This window comes from Pseudomonas sp. MDT2-39-1 (assembly GCF_054898085.1).
Window position 1 is genome coordinate 2444626 of record NZ_CM142716.1, and the last position, 17884, is coordinate 2462509.

At 61.4% G+C, this 17884-nt stretch carries 23 protein-coding genes; 8 read left to right on the forward strand and 15 right to left on the reverse strand.

Annotated elements, in window-relative coordinates; all coding sequences use genetic code 11:
* Positions 1-58 precede the first annotated feature (58 nt).
* From ACYZTM_RS11740 to nrdR, 12 genes are all read right to left on the reverse strand, one after another.
* Positions 59-859: a cobalamin-binding protein gene (locus tag ACYZTM_RS11740; protein WP_461988769.1), complete on the reverse strand. Its 801-nt coding sequence runs from the start codon at positions 857-859 to the stop codon at positions 59-61.
* Positions 859-1278 (reverse strand): MFS transporter, encoded by a 420-nt coding sequence (locus ACYZTM_RS11745; protein ID WP_461977098.1) that lies wholly within the window; start codon positions 1276-1278, stop codon positions 859-861. The genes ACYZTM_RS11740 and ACYZTM_RS11745 overlap by 1 nt, the downstream gene beginning before the upstream one ends.
* Complete coding sequence (gene ribA / locus ACYZTM_RS11750) at positions 1275-1892, reverse strand: GTP cyclohydrolase II (protein WP_027924335.1); 618 nt, start codon at positions 1890-1892, stop codon at positions 1275-1277. Before ribA ends, ACYZTM_RS11745 begins: the two co-directional genes overlap by 4 nt.
* A gap of 111 nt (positions 1893-2003) precedes the next feature.
* Positions 2004-2759 carry a substrate-binding periplasmic protein gene (locus tag ACYZTM_RS11755; protein WP_461988771.1) on the reverse strand — a complete coding sequence of 252 codons (756 nt, stop codon included), beginning with the start codon at positions 2757-2759 and terminating at the stop codon, positions 2004-2006.
* Between the two features lie 23 nt (positions 2760-2782).
* Positions 2783-3286 carry a phosphatidylglycerophosphatase A family protein gene (locus tag ACYZTM_RS11760; protein WP_461988773.1) on the reverse strand — a complete coding sequence of 168 codons (504 nt, stop codon included), beginning with the start codon at positions 3284-3286 and terminating at the stop codon, positions 2783-2785.
* Positions 3283-4248: a thiamine-phosphate kinase gene (thiL, locus tag ACYZTM_RS11765; RefSeq protein WP_461988774.1), complete on the reverse strand. Its 966-nt coding sequence runs from the start codon at positions 4246-4248 to the stop codon at positions 3283-3285. Before thiL ends, ACYZTM_RS11760 begins: the two co-directional genes overlap by 4 nt.
* Positions 4249-4266: 18 nt before the next feature.
* The gene (gene nusB / locus ACYZTM_RS11770) at positions 4267-4767 is read right to left on the reverse strand and encodes a transcription antitermination factor NusB (protein WP_461988776.1); all 501 of its coding nucleotides are present in this window, start codon (positions 4765-4767) and stop codon (positions 4267-4269) included.
* Positions 4764-5240 (reverse strand): 6,7-dimethyl-8-ribityllumazine synthase, encoded by a 477-nt coding sequence (ribH, locus tag ACYZTM_RS11775; protein ID WP_003185938.1) that lies wholly within the window; start codon positions 5238-5240, stop codon positions 4764-4766. The genes nusB and ribH overlap by 4 nt, the downstream gene beginning before the upstream one ends.
* A 91-nt stretch (positions 5241-5331) precedes the next feature.
* Positions 5332-6423, reverse strand: coding sequence for a bifunctional 3,4-dihydroxy-2-butanone-4-phosphate synthase/GTP cyclohydrolase II (gene ribBA / locus ACYZTM_RS11780; RefSeq protein WP_461977106.1), 1092 nt, complete (start codon positions 6421-6423; stop codon positions 5332-5334).
* A gap of 16 nt (positions 6424-6439) precedes the next feature.
* Positions 6440-7105: a riboflavin synthase gene (locus tag ACYZTM_RS11785; protein WP_008059524.1), complete on the reverse strand. Its 666-nt coding sequence runs from the start codon at positions 7103-7105 to the stop codon at positions 6440-6442.
* Positions 7106-7151: 46 nt separating this feature from the next.
* Positions 7152-8285 (reverse strand): bifunctional diaminohydroxyphosphoribosylaminopyrimidine deaminase/5-amino-6-(5-phosphoribosylamino)uracil reductase RibD, encoded by a 1134-nt coding sequence (ribD, locus tag ACYZTM_RS11790; protein WP_131062005.1) that lies wholly within the window; start codon positions 8283-8285, stop codon positions 7152-7154.
* Complete coding sequence (gene nrdR, locus ACYZTM_RS11795) at positions 8282-8746, reverse strand: transcriptional regulator NrdR (RefSeq protein ID WP_003228656.1); 465 nt, start codon at positions 8744-8746, stop codon at positions 8282-8284. Before nrdR ends, ribD begins: the two co-directional genes overlap by 4 nt.
* A 127-nt stretch (positions 8747-8873) precedes the next feature.
* Between nrdR and ACYZTM_RS11800 the strand changes: the two genes are divergently transcribed.
* From ACYZTM_RS11800 to trxA, 3 genes are all read left to right on the forward strand, one after another.
* Positions 8874-9338 (forward strand): YbaY family lipoprotein, encoded by a 465-nt coding sequence (locus ACYZTM_RS11800; protein WP_131062007.1) that lies wholly within the window; start codon positions 8874-8876, stop codon positions 9336-9338.
* Positions 9335-9991 (forward strand): class I SAM-dependent methyltransferase, encoded by a 657-nt coding sequence (locus tag ACYZTM_RS11805; RefSeq protein ID WP_131062008.1) that lies wholly within the window; start codon positions 9335-9337, stop codon positions 9989-9991. Before ACYZTM_RS11800 ends, ACYZTM_RS11805 begins: the two co-directional genes overlap by 4 nt.
* A gap of 188 nt (positions 9992-10179) precedes the next feature.
* The gene (gene trxA / locus ACYZTM_RS11810) at positions 10180-11052 is read left to right on the forward strand and encodes a thioredoxin (RefSeq protein WP_461988779.1); all 873 of its coding nucleotides are present in this window, start codon (positions 10180-10182) and stop codon (positions 11050-11052) included.
* 63 nt (positions 11053-11115) lie between these two features.
* Here trxA and ACYZTM_RS11815 read toward each other — a convergent pair whose 3' ends face one another.
* Positions 11116-11469 carry a hypothetical protein gene (locus tag ACYZTM_RS11815; protein WP_131062010.1) on the reverse strand — a complete coding sequence of 118 codons (354 nt, stop codon included), beginning with the start codon at positions 11467-11469 and terminating at the stop codon, positions 11116-11118.
* Positions 11470-11603: 134 nt separating this feature from the next.
* On the opposite strand from ACYZTM_RS11815, the gene ACYZTM_RS11820 reads away from it, so the two are divergent.
* The 5 genes from ACYZTM_RS11820 to ACYZTM_RS11840 all read left to right on the forward strand — a co-directional run bounded on the left by ACYZTM_RS11820 (position 11604) and on the right by ACYZTM_RS11840 (position 15746).
* Positions 11604-12179 carry a DUF2796 domain-containing protein gene (locus ACYZTM_RS11820; RefSeq protein WP_461988782.1) on the forward strand — a complete coding sequence of 192 codons (576 nt, stop codon included), beginning with the start codon at positions 11604-11606 and terminating at the stop codon, positions 12177-12179.
* Positions 12180-12316: 137 nt separating this feature from the next.
* Complete coding sequence (locus ACYZTM_RS11825; protein ID WP_461988784.1) at positions 12317-13027, forward strand: ABC transporter ATP-binding protein; 711 nt, start codon at positions 12317-12319, stop codon at positions 13025-13027.
* A 1-nt stretch (position 13028) separates the two neighbouring features.
* Positions 13029-14294, forward strand: coding sequence for an ABC transporter permease (locus ACYZTM_RS11830; protein WP_461988786.1), 1266 nt, complete (start codon positions 13029-13031; stop codon positions 14292-14294).
* A gap of 11 nt (positions 14295-14305) precedes the next feature.
* Complete coding sequence (locus ACYZTM_RS11835) at positions 14306-14824, forward strand: DUF3299 domain-containing protein (RefSeq protein WP_461988787.1); 519 nt, start codon at positions 14306-14308, stop codon at positions 14822-14824.
* Positions 14825-15047: 223 nt separating this feature from the next.
* On the forward strand, positions 15048-15746 hold the full coding sequence (locus ACYZTM_RS11840; protein ID WP_461988789.1) for an OmpW/AlkL family protein: 699 nt from the start codon (positions 15048-15050) through the stop codon (positions 15744-15746).
* Between the two features lie 93 nt (positions 15747-15839).
* Here ACYZTM_RS11840 and ACYZTM_RS11845 read toward each other — a convergent pair whose 3' ends face one another.
* Both ACYZTM_RS11845 and ACYZTM_RS11850 read right to left on the reverse strand, forming a co-directional pair.
* Complete coding sequence (locus ACYZTM_RS11845) at positions 15840-16769, reverse strand: NAD-dependent epimerase/dehydratase family protein (RefSeq protein ID WP_131062016.1); 930 nt, start codon at positions 16767-16769, stop codon at positions 15840-15842.
* Positions 16762-17646, reverse strand: a complete 885-nt coding sequence (locus ACYZTM_RS11850) for a sugar nucleotide-binding protein (protein ID WP_461988791.1) — start codon at positions 17644-17646, stop codon at positions 16762-16764. Before ACYZTM_RS11850 ends, ACYZTM_RS11845 begins: the two co-directional genes overlap by 8 nt.
* Positions 17647-17884 lie beyond the last annotated feature (238 nt).

Sequence of the window (17884 nt, forward strand, 5' to 3'; positions counted from 1 at the left end):
ATCCAAAGCGGACGCGGAGCGTCCAATGGCGGAATTCCCACGCGGAGCGTGGGAACGATCAGCGTGAAGGCGTTATAAGCTGGCAAAGCTTGGCCGTCGCTTCGATCATCTGCCCGCTCGGCCGCTCCAGCCCCCTATCCGTCACCAACAACAACCGCCCTTGCACCACCGCCGCCACCTGCGGCCAGGCTTTCCACGCATCAAGCTGCGCCTGATCACTGGCCAGAATCACCTCGGGATTACGCTGCAACACCGCCTCGACGCTGACCTGCGGCGCTGGCAATGTCAGGTCGGCAAACACATTCCGCGCCCCGCACACCTGCAGCGCATCACTGATGATCTGACCGCCGCCAACGGTGTACAGCGGTCGATCCCAGACCTGATAAAACACCCGCAACGGTTCATCCCGGCGATAACGCTGGCGCAGCACATCCAGTCGTTGGCGTAATTGCGCGGCCAATAAAACGCCACGCTCAGGCCGACCAAGCTGTGTGGCAATCGCTTCGATCTGCGCGGTCAGTTGTTCGAGGTTGTGAGGTTCGGCGACATACGTGGGGATGTTCAGTCGATTGAGCTGCTCACGCTGGGCCGGGCCGACGCTGCCGGGCCAGAGCAATAACAGATCGGGTTTGAGGCTGAGCAACCGTTCCATGTCCAACTGGCCGTAGCGGCCAACCGATGGAAGACCTTTGAGTTCGGCGGGACGCTCACCGGCATCCAGCACGCCGACCAAAAGGTCCGCGGAACCCAGCTCGACAACGATTTCAGAGAGAGAAGGCGCGAGGCTGACAACACGCTCAACGGAAACAGCCGAGCCGCTGACGGCCAGCAGCAACACCGCCAGCCAGACGCGAAACATCAGCCGAGTTGACGCGGGATACGGTAGAGGTAGAACAGCACCGTGGTCGACAGCGCCAGCAACACCAAAGGCACCGCTTCGAGGCCGACGAACACCGCCAACGCACCGATCCACGCCGGCAGGCCGGCGACCAGCAACGCCGTGCGGCGTTTGGCAGCCAGGGTGATCCAGGCGGCGGGCTCTTCAGGGGTATCGAGGGCTTTCTGGGTGGCGATCAGTGCGTGTTTGTAGCCGCCAAAAAATTTCAGGCTGACAAACATCGAGGCGACACCGGCAATGAACAGTGGCATCGCCAGCACCGGTAAAATCGCCTCGCCCTGGCCGAACACGCCATTGATCACGAACAGCGGCAGCAACGCCAAGGCCAGGTATTGCCACCAGCTGAAAGACAATCGCCGCCGTACCTGACCGCGCGTCACGCCCGGTCTGCCTCGCCCTGATGCTCGTTGCCCATCATGTGGTCGAGCTTGCTGGCCTTGGTGGCCAGGTAGAGTTTGTTGTGTGGGTTATGGCCGGTGTGCAGCGGCACGCGCTCGGCAACCACGATGCCCATGTCGGTCAAGGCTTTGACCTTGCGCGGATTGTTGGTCATCAGGCGCAGGGATTTCACGCCCAGGTGTTCCAGCATCGGCAGGCACATGGCGTAGTCACGCTGGTCGGCGGCAAAGCCCAGACGTTCGTTGGCTTCAACGGTGTCGGCACCGCCATCCTGCAACTCATAGGCGCGGATCTTGTTCAGCAGGCCAATGCCACGGCCTTCCTGGCGCAGGTAAAGCAACACGCCACGGCCTTCACGGGCGATGGCCTGCAAGGCGGCCTCAAGTTGCGAACCGCAGTCACAACGCTGGCTGAACAAGGCATCGCCAGTCAAGCATTCGGAGTGCAACCGGCCGAGTACCGGGGCACCGTCGGCGAACTCACCCAGGCTCAGCACCACGTGCTCGCGCCCGTTTTCTTCATCGAGAAAGCCGTGCATGGTGAATTGCGCAAAAGGCGTTGGCAGCTTGGAAGCGGCGACAAAAACGACAGGCACCGGTGTGCTCCTGATCAATAAGTACTGGAGATTCGCAGACGCGGCATTGTAACAGCACGTTCCTACAGACGCTTAGGCTGAATTATGGGGCATAACGATCAAAAAGTTGGATCACTGGCCTGCGGGCTCACTGCTGTCGTCGAACGGATAGGGTTGTTTCCAGCGCTCGAAGATCGGTTTCAGCTGACCGCTTTTCACCAACACGTCCATGCGCTGATCGAACAGCGCCATCAGTTTTCGGGCCTTGGGCGTATCGGCAAAGCACAGGTACAGCGGCAATTCCGCGATATGGGTACGACGAAACTGCGAAGGATCCTTGGCCCACTTGAGGACATAGTCGACTTCGGTCAGCGCGTCGATGTAATAGTCGGCGCGGTTGCGGGTCAGCATCGACAAAATGCCGGTGCGCCGAATGACTTCGTTATAGCGCCGCACGTTGGGCAGGTAATCCTGATAGTCGTAGCCCCGGACCCAGGCCAGTCGATAGTTGCCCAGCGTCTCCGGGGTCGGCGCCGGATTGCTCGCCAGACCCAGGGCATAGATGTGATCGGTGTCGAAGTTCCAGCGCGGATAAAGCAGATCGCTGTTCTCGCCATGGTAGGAACCGACACAGGCATCCACTTCGCGGCGCTGGGCCAGCCCGACGGAGCGCGTGTAAGGCTCGGTGCGAATGTCCAGCTTGACGCCAGCCGGCTCGAACACTTCCCGCAGCACGTCCCAGCCCAGGCCATGGCCGTCAGCGGCGGTGTAGTCTTCCCAGTCTTCGCTGGCCAGGTGAATCACCGATGGCGTCGTCGTCCCGTCACCCGCCTGGGCGAACGGACAAAACAGGGCGAAAACCATCACAGCCAACCAGCGTCGAGCCATCCTTAGTCCCCCTGTTTCGCCCTTCAGGCGAAAGTCCATACCAGCCCCTGCATCGCCAGCCACGCAAACACCCCGGCCAAAACGTCATCGAGCATGATCCCGACGCCGCCATGCACATGCCGGTCGATCCAGTGGATCGGCCACGGCTTGAGTATGTCGAAAAAGCGGAACATCAAAAACCCAGCCAGCAACCAATACCAACCTTCCGGCACCAGCCACAGGGTGATCCACATCCCGACCATTTCGTCCCAGACGATGCCTTCGTGGTCGTGCACTCGCAAATCGTCGGCCACTTTGCCGCACAGCCAGAAGCCGAACAGCATGGTGATACCCAGCATCAGCCAGTAGCCCCAGTCGGGCAACATCTGCCACAACGGGATAAAGGGTAGCGCAACTAACGAACCCCAGGTGCCCGGTGCTTTTGGCAGGGTGCCCGAGCCGAAGCCGAACGCCAGGAAATGCCACGGATTGCGCCAGACCGACGGCGGTACGAATTCCGCCGGGACCTGTTTGGGATGATCTGTCACGGTGTCTCCCGAAAATGTTGATAGCCCCGGGCTTGCGGGGTGATGTCTTGCCCAACGGCGTCCAGCAGCACCACGCCCTGCCCCGTCACAACGCGCCCGACCACATGGATCGGCCAGCCGTCGCTCAACAATTGCGCTAACTCCACGGACGGCAAGGTAAAGGCCAGTACGTAATCATCACCGCCGCTCAGGGCCGCTATTTCTGCACTCGATTGACCGAGGAAGGCGACTAAAGCTTTCGACAATGGCAGCGTGTCCCGTTCAATCTGAATGCCGACCTTCGACGCGAGGGCAATATGCCCGCAGTCCGCGAGTAGGCCGTCGGAGATGTCCAGCGCCGCGGTGGCTTTACCGCGCAGTGCCGTTCCCAGCCCAAGCTGCGGCTGCGGCGACCAGTAATGCGCCAGCAGCGGATCGGCGATGGCAGCTTCAGCCGTTCGCTGACCGAGCACCAACGGCAATGCCCCCGCCGCGTTGCCAAGCTCACCGCCAACGCACAGCAAGTCGCCTGGCTGCGCACCGCTGCGGGTCAACGCCAAACCTGCCGGCACACGACCGAACACGGTCATCGTCAGGCTCAACGGCCCACGGCTGGTATCACCGCCCACCAGCGCCACACCGCAGCCCTGTGCCATGAGGTTCAAACCACGGGCGTAGGCGTCCAGCCAATCGGCGGTCACCGTCGGCAAGGTCAGGGCAAGGGTAAAGGCAACGGGGGTGGCGCCCATGGCAGCCAGATCGCTGACGGCTACAGCCAGCGAACGCTGACCGAGCAGAAACGGGTCGCAAGGATCTGCGAAGTGCACGCCGGCAACCAGCGTGTCGGTGGAAATCGCCAACTGTTCCCCGGGAGGAACAGCCAGCAAGGCGCAGTCATCGCCGATTCCGAGGGCAACGCCTTCGCCGCCCTGCGCACAAGGCGCGGCGGCGAAGAAATTGCGGATCAGCTCAAACTCACCCATAGCGGTTGCAAGCGCCGATCAGCGCTTGAACGCCTTCACTTCAGCTTCACGCAGACGCGGGGCCAGCTTGTCGAGCACACCGTTGACGAACTTGTGGCCGTCGGTGGAACCGTAGACCTTGGCCAGTTCAATACCTTCGTTGATCACCACGCGGTATGGAACGTCGACGCGCTTGATCAGTTCCCAGGTGGACAGGCGCAAAACCGCCAGCTCAACCGGATCGAGCTCGTCGATGGTGATGTCCAGGCACGGGCCGAGGGCAGAATCGATCTCGGTCTTGTGCGCCGGCACGCCGTGCAGGATGTCGTGGAAGTAGGCGGCATCGACATCGCTGAAATCGTTATCGACCCGAAACTGCGCTTCGATTTCGTTCAGCGAAGTTTTGGCCATGTGCCATTGGTACAGCGCCTGAGTCGCGAGCTGACGGGCTTCGCGACGCTTGACGCTTTTCGATGGCTTGCCGGCATCCGCAGGCTTTGGATCGCGCGGGTTGAAACGATCACTTTCGTCGCTAATCACTTGGCCTCCAACTGCGCCAGCAGGCTGACCATTTCCAGAGCGGACAGGGCAGCTTCAGCACCTTTGTTGCCGGCCTTGGTGCCGGAACGTTCGATGGCTTGCTCGATGGAATCAACGGTCAGGACGCCGAAAGCGACCGGAACGCCGAACTCCATGGACACCTGGGCCAGGCCCTTGGTGCATTCGCCCGCCACGTATTCGAAGTGCGGAGTACCGCCACGAATGACCGCGCCCAAGGCGATGATTGCCGCGTATTCGCCCTTCTGAGCGACTTTCTGCGCAACCAGCGGGATTTCGAAGGCGCCAGGCGCGCGGATGATGGTGATGTCGCTTTCGCTTACGCCGTGGCGAACCAGGGCATCAACTGCACCGCTGACCAGACTTTCAACGACGAAGCTGTTGAAACGGCCCACTACCAAAGCGTAGCGGCCTTTAGGGGCGATGAAGGTACCTTCGATGGTCTTCAGGGTCATTCGTTAGATCTCTTAAAGAGCCGGGACACGTTTTCTACGCGTCCCTCGGTGATGTGTTCGCCGCGAATCAAGGACTGGAAACAACCGGTCATTATTCGGAGGGCACGTATTCTACAACTTCCAGATCGAAACCGGATATCGCATTAAATTTCATTGGCGCAGACATCAAGCGCATTTTGCGTACGCCCAGGTCCCGAAGGATCTGCGAACCGGCACCAACGATGCTGTAGGTGGTCGGTTTTTTCACGACAGTCTGGTCCGCGGTTTCACGGATGTGCGCCAGCAACACGTCGCCATCGAGCGGGTGACCGAGCAACAGCACCACGCCGCTGCCGGCCTCGGCCACCGCGGCCATGGCGGCGCGCAGGCTCCAGCGCCCCGGTTGTTTGACCATCAACAGGTCGCGCAGCGGGTCCATGTTGTGTACGCGAACCAGGGTCGGTTCTTCGGCGCACACGGTGCCCAGGGTCAGGGCCATGTGCACGTCGCCTTCCACGGAATCACGATAGGTCACCAGGTTGAACTGGCCCAGTTCGCTGTCCAGCGGCTGCTCGGCAATCCGCTGAACGGTACGTTCGTGGATCATCCGGTAGTGAATCAGGTCGGCGATGGTGCCGATCTTGATGTTGTGTTCGGCCGCGAAGGCTTCGAGTTCGGTGCGACGGGACATGGTGCCGTCGTCGTTCATCACTTCGCAGATCACCCCGCTCGGCTCGAAACCGGCCATGCGCGCCAGGTCGCACGCCGCTTCGGTGTGACCAGCGCGCGCCAGGGTGCCGCCGGCCTGAGCCATCAGCGGGAAAATGTGGCCGGGGCTGACGATGTCTTCAGCCTTGGCGTCTTTCGCGGCCGCCGCTTGCACGGTGCGCGCGCGGTCGGCAGCGGAGATGCCGGTGGTCACGCCTTCGGCCGCTTCGATGGACACGGTGAACTTGGTGCCGAAGCCGGAACCGTTGCGCGGCGCCATCAAGGGCAACTTGAGTAGTTCGCAGCGCTCGCGACTCATCGGCATGCAGATCAGGCCACGGGCGTGCTTGGCCATGAAGTTGATGTGTTCAGCCTTGCAGCACTCGGCGGCCATGATCAGGTCGCCTTCGTTCTCGCGGTCTTCGTCATCCATGAGGATGACCATCTTGCCTTGGCGGATGTCTTCAACCAGTTCTTCGATGCTATTGAGCGCCACAAGGCACCCCCTTGGGTCAGGATTTGAGGTAGCCGTTGGCGGCCAGAAAGCTTTCGGTAATGGTGCTGCCGGCCGTTGGCTCTGCGGCCTTGTCGCCCAGCAACAGGCGCTCCAGATAACGGGCCAGCAAGTCAACTTCGAGGTTCACCCGGCGACCTGGCTGGTACGACGCCATGATGGTTTCGCTCAGGGTGTGCGGAATGATCGTCAGCAGGAACTCGGCGCCATCGACCGCGTTCACGGTCAGGCTGGTGCCGTCGACGGTGATCGAGCCTTTATGGGCGATGTATTTGGCCAGCTCTTTCGGCGCGCGGATGCGGAATTCCACAGCGCGAGCATTCTCGGTACGGGCAACCACTTCGCCCACGCCATCAACGTGCCCGCTGACCAGGTGCCCGCCGAGGCGAGTGGTCGGGGTCAGGGCTTTTTCCAGGTTCACCGGGCTGCCGCTTTTCAGGTCATTCATCGCGGTGCAGTCGAGGGTTTCGCGACTGACGTCCGCCGCGAAGCCATTGCCTGGCAATTCAACCGCAGTCAGGCACACGCCGTTGACCGCGATGCTGTCGCCCAGTTTGACGTCGCTCAAATCGAGCTTGCCGGTTTCTACGTGTACCCGCACATCTCCGCCTTTTGGGGTCAATGCACGAATACTGCCGATGGATTCGATGATGCCGGTAAACATGGAGTCCTCCTCGAGAACAAAGCCGTCGCTAGGCTGCGGCCAGGAATTATACGCTCGCCGCCGACGCAGGAATGGCGATGACTCGCCAGTCATCGCCAACCGCGCGAATTTCGGTGATTTTGAGCTCGGGCGCGTCCTTCATTTGCGCCAGCGGCCAGTCCAGCAGCGGGCGTGCCGAGGAGCCAAGAAACTTGCCGGCGATGAAAATCTGGAATTCGTCCACCAGACCTTGCTGGGCAAAAGCCCCAGCCAGACGCGGACCCGCTTCGACCAACACTTCGTTGACCCCACGATTGGCCAGTTCGACCAGCAGTTTGCGCAGGTCAACCAAGCCATCGTCACCGGCCACGATCAGGCATTCCGGACCGTTGGCGTATTGCTCTTCGACCGCCATGCACGTGGCGACCAACGCAGGCCCGGCCTTGAAAAACGGCGCATCGAGCGGTACTCGCAAACGGCCGTCGATCAGCACGCGCAGCGGCGGACGGCTCATGGCCAGGGCCGTTTGCTCGGCGTCCAGGCCCAGTTCATCGGCACGCACGGTCAGTCGGGCGTTGTCCGTCAGCACCGTGTCGGCGCCGGTCAGCACTACGCTGGCCTGCGCGCGCAGGCGTTGTACCGCCGAACGCGCGGCCGGGCCGGTGATCCATTGGCTTTCGCCGCTTTCCATCGCCGTGCGACCGTCCAGGCTCATGGCCAACTTGACCCGCACGAATGGCAAGCCATGTTCCATGCGTTTGAGGAAGCCTTGATTGAGCTTGCGCGCCTCGCCTTCCAGCACGCCGCTTTCGATGGCAATACCGGCCTGAGCCAAACGCTGCATGCCGCGACCGGCCACCGATGGGTTCGGGTCCTGCATCGCCGCGACGACGCGAGCGAGGCCGGCGTTCACCAGCGCATCGGCGCAGGGCGGCGTGCGACCGTGGTGGCTGCAAGGTTCGAGGGTCACGTAAGCCGTGGCGCCACGGGCCTTGTCGCCAGCGGCGCGCAGGGCGTGGACTTCAGCGTGGGGTTCGCCGGTGCGCTCGTGCCAGCCTTCGCCGACAATCTGCCCGTCACGCACGATCACGCAACCAACCCGGGGGTTGGGGTGCGTCGTGTAATGACCTTTACGCGCCAGTTCCAGGGCGCGGGCCATGTAATGGGCGTCGAGGACAGCTTGTTCTGCGGAGGTGGTCATTCTTTCACCGGCTCACGGGCCAGGCGATCGATCTCTTCGCGGAACTCGTTGAGGTCCTGGAAGCGCCGATACACGGAGGCGAAACGAATGTAGGCGACTTCGTCGAGCTTTTGCAGCTCGGCCATCACCAGTTCACCAACCACGAGGGATTTGACCTCGCGCTCACCGGTGGCGCGCAGTTTGTGTTTGATGTGCACCAGCGACGATTCGAGGCGCTCGACACTCACCGGGCGCTTCTCCAGCGCACGCTGCATGCCCGCGCGCAGTTTTTCTTCGTCGAAGGGCTGACGGCTACCGTCGGTTTTGATCAGGCGCGGCAACACCAGTTCGGCAGTCTCGAACGTCGTGAAACGCTCGCCGCAGGCCAGGCATTCACGCCGGCGGCGTACCTGTTCGCCCTCGGCGACCAGACGCGAGTCGATGACCTTGGTGTCGTTGGCACCGCAGAAGGGACAGTGCATGGTGGCAGGCAACAAAAAAAGGGAGGGCCATGGTAGCGCATCCCCGTGGCAAGACAAGCCATAGGGTTTACGGTATACAGACGGGCTATATGCCTGATTCATGGATTTCACCTTGCTGGAGCCGCAAATGTCCCTAAGACCGCTCGTCTTGCTCAGTCTTTTCAGCCTGCTGGTGGCCTGCAGCAGCGATGCGCCCAAGCCCCAACCGCCGACGCCGGGCCCCGCGCCACAACAGGCGCAGAAAAAAGCCAAGGAATCGGCCAACCTCGGCCCGCTGCCCGCCTATCAGCGTGAACTGAGCGGCACCCTGCAAGGCGTGCCGGCCGGTGCCGAAGTCGAACTGGCGCTGCTGGTGATCGACGACAAGGACCGCCCGCAACAATTGCTCGCCAGTTCGAGCCTGATCGGCACCAATCAAGTGTTGCCGTTTCACCTGCGCTTTAACCCGGAGTCGTTCCCGGCCGGTGTTCGCGTTGAATTGCGGGGCCGTGCCAGCCAGTCTGGCCAGTTGATTTTGCATTTGCCGTCGCAGGTCATTACCCAGCCGACGACCCAGGCCCTGGGTCAGCTGCAATTCGTCAAAGCGCCATGATTGCACCGCTCGACCTGCAACAGGCGTTGGGTGAACTGCTCGGTGACGCGCAGCTTGTGCCTGTCGCGTTGCCCGATACCGAGCTGAAACTCTGGCTGATCGACGGCGACAACATGGACCGCGCGTTCAGCCCGGAGGAAACCCGCCGGATTCTGCATGAACCGCCGTACTGGAGTTTCTGCTGGGCCAGCGGTCTGGCAGTCGCCCGCTACCTCGCTGAATTTCCTGAGTGGGTCAAAGGCAAACGCGTGCTGGATTTTGGCGCCGGTTCGGGGGTGGCGGGGATCGCAGCGGTTAAGGCCGGGGCGCTGGAAGTGGTGGCCTGTGACCTGGACCCGCTGGCGATTGCCGCATGTCGGGCGAATGCTGAACTCAATGACGTACAGCTTGATTACTCGACGGACTTTTTCGCCGAGGCGGATCGGTTTGATCTGATTCTGGTGGCCGACGTGCTTTACGACCGGGCGAATCTGCCGTTGCTTGATGAGTTTTTGAGTCGTGGCCGGGAAGCGTTGGTGGCGGATTCGCGGGTGAGGGATTTTCGTCACCCGTTGTATCAACGTATCGAGATGCTGGAAGCGATGACGTTGCCGGATCTGGCTGAGCCTGAAGAGTTTCGGCATGTAAGCCTGTACCACGCTCGGCGTAGCTAAAAGCTTCGCGGGCAAGCCTCGCTCCTACAAGTCCGCGTCGTTATTGAGAGGGGCACTAAATCTGTAGGAGCGAGGCTTGCCCGCGAAGGCGTCCGGTCAGGCAACACACATCTCAAAGGCCATCCCGCTTCCGGCCGCCCCCCACCAAGCCGTATAGTTGCCCCATTCACGCTTCCAAGAGATCCCCCATGAGTCAGGAAACGCCGTACATCTTCGACGCCACGACTGCCGATTTCGAGCAGTCGGTGATCGAGAACTCATTCCACAAACCCGTGCTGGTGGATTTCTGGGCCGAATGGTGTGCGCCGTGCAAGGCGTTGATGCCGATGCTGCAAACCATCGCCGAGAGCTATCAGGGCGAGTTGCTGCTGGCCAAGGTCAACTGCGACGCCGAGCCCGACATCGTTTCGCGCTTCGGCATTCGCAGCCTGCCGACCGTGGTGCTGTTCAAGGACGGTCAGCCGGTGGACGGTTTTGCCGGTGCGCAACCGGAATCTGCCGTGCGCGCGATGCTTGAGCCTCACGTTCAAATGCCGCCGCCGGCCGTTGCCGACCCGTTTGAGCAAGCTCAGGCGCTGTTTGATGACAATCGCTTTGCCGACGCCGAAGCCGCGCTCAAAGTGCTGCTGGGCGAAGACAACACCAACGCCGGCGCATTGATTCTCTACGCCCGCTGCCTCACCGAGCGTGGCGAGCTGGGCGAAGCGCAAACCGTGCTCGACGCGGTCAAGAGCGATGAACACAAGGCCGCCCTGGCCGGCGCCAAGGCGCAGATCCAGTTTCTCGGCCAGGCCAAGGATTTGCCGGATGCGGCAGACCTGAAAGCGCGCCTGGCGAAAAATCCGCAGGACGATGAGGCGGTTTATCAATTGGCGATCCAGCAATTGGCGCGTCAGCAGTACGATGCGGCGCTGGATGCGTTGCTCAAGCTGTTCGTGCGCAATCGCAGCTACAGCGAAGGTTTGCCGCACAAGACCTTGCTGCAGGTGTTCGAACTGCTGGGCAACGATCACCCGCTGGTGACCACGTACCGCCGCAAGTTGTTTGCTGCGTTGTATTAACCCGCCCCGTAGGAGCACGGCTTGCCGGCGATGGCGTCCTGGAGATCGCCATCGCGAGCAAGCTCAGCTCCTACCTGGCTCTTGCCAGCTATAAAGCGGCGTATCCCCGCCGCTCGTCACTTTCACATCAGAGCAATGGCGCAAACGCACCAGCAAGCGTTTGCCTGACGCCGCGCTGCCGGTCAATCCTTCCAACTGATCCAGCAAATCCGGGCCGCTCAATTGTCCGGCCTTGCGCAGCAAATCCTTGGCGATCTGCCACAGCGCATCATCCTGATTGACAGGTTTCGCCGGCGCTGCACTGGCTTCGGGCTTGACCACCTGTAACTGCGAACCAAGCCGCGCCCAATCACCGTCATCCATCTCCAGCGTCAAATCCACCGGCCAGTCGCCGATGCTTCCGCGAATTCGCAACATGAGTCTGCTCCTGCACATTTCTGACGTGCATGCTCCCATGGGACTTGTGCAACGCCAAGCAGACGGTCAAACTCTCGACACTTTCGTTATAAGATCACATAACAAATTATTCATTTTATTTCCGGAGACCCGCCATGCGCCGTCTGCTTCTCGTTCTGCCGTTTGCCCTGTTGCCGCTGGCCGTCGCCCACGCCGCTGATGAACATGAACATGAACATGATCATGAGCACGGCAGCCTCGGCGCCCACGAACATGGCGTCGGTCGCCTGAACGCAGCGCTGGACGGTCAGACCCTGGAGCTGGAACTGGAAAGCCCGGCGATGAACCTGGTGGGCTTCGAACACGCCGCCACCACCGACGCCGACAAAGCCAAGGTTGCCGCCGTCCGCGCACAGCTTGAAAAACCATTGGTGCTGTTCAACCTGCTGAAAGCCGCCGGTTGCGTGGTCGCGACACAGGAACTGGAAAGCCCGTTGTTCGGCGACAAGCCGGATGCCGATGATGACAAAGACGAACATCATCACGACCACAGCGAAATCCATGCCCATTATCAATTCAGCTGCTCGGCACCCGGCGCGCTGAAGACGCTGGACCTGGCGAACATCTTCAACACCTTCCCGGCCACCCAGAAGATTCAGGTACAACTGATCAGCCCGAGCGGGCAGCAAGGGGTTGAAGTGACGGCCAAGGCTGCCGCCCTGAAATTCTAAATCCACCACCGCCCCTGTAGGAGCGAGGCTTGCCCGCGAAGAGGCCATCACATTCAACATTGATGTCGGCTGGTAAATCGCCTTCGCGGGCAAGCCTCGCTCCTACAGGGTTCACCTATCAACCTGACCGGTTTCACATGACCCAAGCACTCATCGAACTGTCCGACCTGGGCTTCAGCTGGCCCGGTCACCCGCCGCTGCTGGACATCCCGGCGTTTCGCCTGGAACCCGGCGAAACCCTGTTCCTCAAAGGCCCCAGCGGCAGTGGCAAGACCACCCTGCTCGGCCTGCTCGGCGGGGTGCAGAAGCCCGATCGCGGCAGCATTCACCTGCTGGGCCAGGAACTCACCGAACTCGGCGCCGGTGCGCGCGACCGCTTTCGCGTCGATCACACCGGCTACATTTTCCAGCAATTCAACTTGCTGCCGTTTCTCTCGGTCCGCGAAAACGTCGAATTGCCCTGCCACTTCTCCAAACTTCGCGCCCAGCGTGCGAAACAGCGTCACGGCAGTGTCGAGCAGGCCGCCGCCACCCTGCTCGCCCACCTGGGCCTGAAGGATGAAAGCATCCTCGGCCGCCGCGCCGATTCGCTGTCCATCGGCCAACAGCAACGGGTCGCCGCCGCGCGGGCGTTGATCGGTCAACCGGAACTGGTGATCGCAGACGAACCGACCTCGGCGCTGGATTACGACGCTCGCGAAAACTTCATCCGCCTCCTGTTTGCCGAATGCCGTGAAGCCGGATCGAGCCTGTTATTCGTCAGCCACGACCAAAGCCTCGCGCCGCTGTTCGATCGCCACCTGTCGCTGGCCGAACTTAATCGCGCCGCCACCCCGTTCGAGGTCTGAGATGTATTTGTTTCGTCTAGCCATGGCCAGCCTGGCTAATCGCCGCTTCACCGCGATCCTCACCGCATTCGCCATTGCCCTGTCGGTCTGCCTGCTGTTGGCCGTGGAACGGGTGCGCACCGAAGCCAAGGCCAGCTTCGCCAGCACCATCAGCGGCACCGACCTGATCGTCGGCGCCCGTTCCGGTTCGGTGAACCTGCTGCTGTACTCGGTGTTCCGCATCGGCAACGCCACCAACAACATTCGTTGGGACAGCTTCGAGCATTTCGCCAACAACCCGAAAGTGAAGTGGGCGATCCCGATGTCCCTTGGCGACTCCCATCGTGGTTACCGCGTGATGGGCACCACCGAGGCGTACTTCGAGCATTACCAGTACGGCCATCAACAACACCTGAAAATCGCCGACGGCCGCGCCTTCGCCAGCGATCCGTTCGAAGTGGTGCTCGGTGCCGAAGTAGCGGAGGCGCTGCACTACAAACTCGGAGACAAACTGGTGCTGGCTCACGGCGTGGCGGTGATCAGCCTGGTCAAGCATGATGACAAGCCGTTCACCGTGGTCGGCATTCTCAAGCGCACCGGCACCCCGGTGGACCGCACGTTGCACATCAGCCTCGGCGGTATGGAAGCGATTCACATCGACTGGCACAACGGTGTGCCGGCCCAGGGCAAAGGCCGGATCAGTGCCGATCAGGCGCGCAACATGGACCTGACGCCGCCAGCGATCACCGCGTTCATGCTCGGTCTCAACAGCAAGATTTCGACCTTCGCCGTGCAGCGTGAAATCAACGAATTCCGTGGCGAGCCGATGCTGGCGATCCTGCCCGGCGTGGCGCTGCAAGAGTTGTGGAGTTTGATGAACACGGCGGAAAAGGCCTTGTTCGTGGTCTCGCTGTTTGTGGTGCTGACCGGTTTGATCGGCATGCTCACGGCGATCCTCACCAGCCTCAACGAGCGACGTCGCGAGATGGCGATTCTGCGCTCGGTCGGTGCCCGACCGTGGCACATCGCAACGTTGCTGGTGCTGGAGGCGTTCGCCTTGGCGCTGTCCGGCGTGATTGCCGGGTTGGGCCTTTTGTATGTGGGTATCGCCTTGGCCCAGGGTTATGTGCAAGCCAATTACGGCTTGTATTTGCCACTCGCCTGGCCCAGTGAATATGAATGGACGCTGCTCGGTGGCATCCTGATCGCCGCGTTGCTGATGGGCAGCGTGCCGGCGTGGCGCGCGTATCGCCAATCCCTGGCCGATGGCCTGTCGATCCGACTATGAGGACGTTAATGATGCCCCGCGCTCTGCTTGCGCTTTTGATGCTGGTTGCCCTGCCGCTGTGGGCGGCCGAGCCGAAAGAACTGACCTGGTCGGAAATGATTCCGCCGGACGCCGCACCGGAAGTGCCAAACATGACACCGCTGCACGACCTGTCGCAGATGAGCGACGCGTTGGCCGCCGAGTCGGCGCCGGCGGCCAAGCAAGACATGCCCAATGCACCGGTGGTGAAAAGCCTCGACGGGCAGAACATCCGCTTGCCGGGTTACATCGTGCCGCTGGAAGTGAGTGAGGAAGGCCGCGCCACGGAGTTTTTGCTGGTGCCGTATTTCGGCGCCTGCATCCATGTGCCGCCACCGCCGTCGAACCAGATCGTGCATGTGAAAAGCGAAGTGGGCGTGAAGCTCGATGAGCTGTATCAGCCGTACTGGATCGAGGGGGCGTTGCAGGTGAAAGCGTCGAGCAGCGAGTTGGCGGATGCGGGGTATCAGATGGAGGCGGACAAGATTTATGTGTATGAACTGCCGGAGTGAATCCGGCTGTTCTGTGTTGATTGTGAGGACGCCTTCGCGGGCAAGCCTCGCTCCTACAGGAGATACGCAATACCTGTAGGAGCGAGGCTTGCCCGCGAAGGGGCCATTAGAGTCACCAACAAAATCAGGCCCATTACTGTTTCATTGAGCTGCATCAAAAGACCGTATCAGACGCCTCCGTACCATTGGACATCGAACATTTTTAACGTCCTTTGGAGCCCCCATGCACAAGTCCGCGCTCTGCGCTTCGCTGCTCGCCCTCGCGTTTGCAGCCCCGCTCGCCTACGCCCACGATGCCGGCGACATCATCGTTCGTGCCGGTGCAATCACCGTCAACCCGAAAGCCGACAGCTCCAGCGTCAAGGTCGATCAAGGCCCGTTGGCCGGCGCCGATCTGGGTGGCAAGGCCACCATGAGCAGCGACACGCAACTGGGCCTGAACTTCGCCTACATGATCGACAGCCACTGGGGGATCGAGCTGCTCGCCGCCTCGCCCTTCGAACATGACGTGAAAATCAAAGGCACCGCACTGGGCGCAGCCAACGGCAAACTCGGCACCCTCAAACACCTGCCGCCGACCTTGAGCGTTGTGTACTACCCACTGGACGGGAAGTCCGCGTTCCAGCCGTATGTCGGCGCCGGCATCAACTACACCTGGATCTACGACGAGCACGTCGGCAGCGAAGCGCAGGCCAACGGTTTCAGCAACTTCAAGGCCAAAAACTCCTGGGGCATGGCGTTCCAGGTCGGCGCCGACTACATGCTGAACGACAACGTGATGATCAACGCCCAGGTGCGCTACATCGACATCGATACCCGCGCGACTGTTGAGAACAACGCGGTTGCGCCGGGTACTCGGGCTAAAGTGAATGTGGATGTGGATCCGTTTATCTACATGGTTGGGCTTGGTTACAAATTCTGAGAAGAACTTGAATGGCTTTTGTGGCGACCAAAGAAACATTACGGCCACAAAAAAGGCGCCTCAAAAGGCGCCTTTTTCATGACTGCATAAACCTCAGCGTCCCAACAACCGCGCCAGCCCGACACTCATCGGTGTCTGCTCAGGGTAAGTAAAACGCTCCAGCAATCGCTGGTTGTTCGCTCGCGAGTGGCGGATGTCACCAGAACGCGCCGGGCCATAACTCACGGGTGGCAATTGACCGACCACCGCCTGCAACGCTTCAAGCATTTGCTTGAGGGACGTTGCCTGGTTCCAGCCGACGTTGACCGCGCCGACTTCAACCTGCGGTTGCTCGATGGCTTGCACCAGCAAGTCCACCAGATCCTCGACGTACACGAAATCGCGCGTTTGCTCGCCATCGCCAAACACGGTGATCGGCAGGCCTTTCTGCGCGCGCTCGCTGAAAATACTGATCACGCCGGAGTACGGCGAGGACGGATCCTGACGCGGGCCGAAAATGTTGAAGAAGCGGAAAATTACCGGTTCCAAAGCATGCTGGCGACGGTAGAAATCGAAGTAATATTCGCTGGCTAACTTGTCCGACGCATACGGCGTCAACGGCGCCTTCGGTGTGTCTTCGTCGATCGACTCGCCTTCGCCATTGTTGCCATAAACGGCAGCACTGGAGGCGTACAGCACTCGTTTGACGCCGGCTTGGCGCATGGCTTCGCAGACATTCAGCGAACCGATGAAATTGCTCCGGTGAGTCTTCACCGGATCGTCCACCGAGGCTTGCACCGACGCCACCGCTGCCAGATGCGCCACGGCGCTGCAACCGAGCATCGCCCGAGCCACCAGCGCAGCATCGGCGACGTCGCCCACAATCAGTTCGACCTTGGGGTCGTCCAGCGGCAGGTTGCTGCGTTTGCCGGTGGACAGGTCATCGAGAATGCGTACCGAATGCCCCTTGGCGAGCAAGGCATCAGTCAGGTGCGAGCCGATGAAACCGGCGCCGCCGGTGATTAAAACAGGGCCGTCAGCCATGGCGATAGAACCTATCCAGTAAGCCCGGGAGTGCCGCGCGCCATGCGCGGGGCTTGATCCCGAAAGTGTGCAGAATTTTCTTGCAGGCCAGCACCGCGTGTTGCGGCTCTTCGGCGGCGTCCGGTCGCGCGGCGTGAGCCTGGGCGGTTGGCGCCTCGATGGCCAGCGGATGCAAGGCGCGTGCTTCGGTCAGAATTGCCTGACCCAGCGCCAGCGGCGTCGTCGCCTCATGCCCGGCGTAATGATAGGTGCCCCACAGCGGCGCGGCACAATCAAGTTGCTTGAGCACCGAAATGATCACCCGCGCCGCGTCGTCAACCGGTGTCGGGTTGCCCCGGCGGTCGTCGGCCATCAGCAGCTCTTCAGGTTGTTCGGCACGACCGAGGAAACGCCCGAGGGTGCCGTCGGGGCTGTCATCGAGCAGCCAGCCGAATCGCAGCAGCACGTGTTGCGGGCAAGTGGCGCGCACGCTTTGTTCGATCCGCCACAAGGCCTGACCGCGCAGGCCCAGCGGCACCGGTTCGTCTTTTTCGCTGTAAGCGGTCGCCCGGGAGCCGTCGAACACCCGATAGCTCGACGGTTGCAGCAGAACGATGTTGTGATGCTGGCACAGTTCGGCCAGACGCTCGACTGCCCGCTCCTGCCCGGCCAGACGCTGCTCGCTGACCGTCTCCGCCTGAAACCAGTCGAAGTAGTAGGCGAGGTTAATCAGCGCGTCCGGGCGGGTGTCGTCGAGCAGTTGCGTCAGGCTCGCGGCATCCCAGCCGTCTTGCGGTGGGCGGGGGGCGAGGAAACCGATGTCTTCCTCCGCACCGAGGCGAATCAGCGCCTGCCCAAGGGCATTTCCGCCGCCCAGTAACATAAGGCGCATTCGCATAGAGTCAGCAGGCCCAGTCTGATTGGAACGATGGCTTTATCGACAGCGCCCACGGGCGATGTCGTTGTGAGTTGCCGGAATCGTTGCATTTTGCGGGTTTAGTGCGCAACCGTCATCCGTAAAGTGTAGATCGCCGGATTTTGCGGTGCGGCTAATGGCCTCTTCGCGGGCAAGCCTCGCTCCTACAGGTGATCGCATTCCCTTGTAGGAGCGAGGCTTGCCCGCGAAGAGGCCCTCA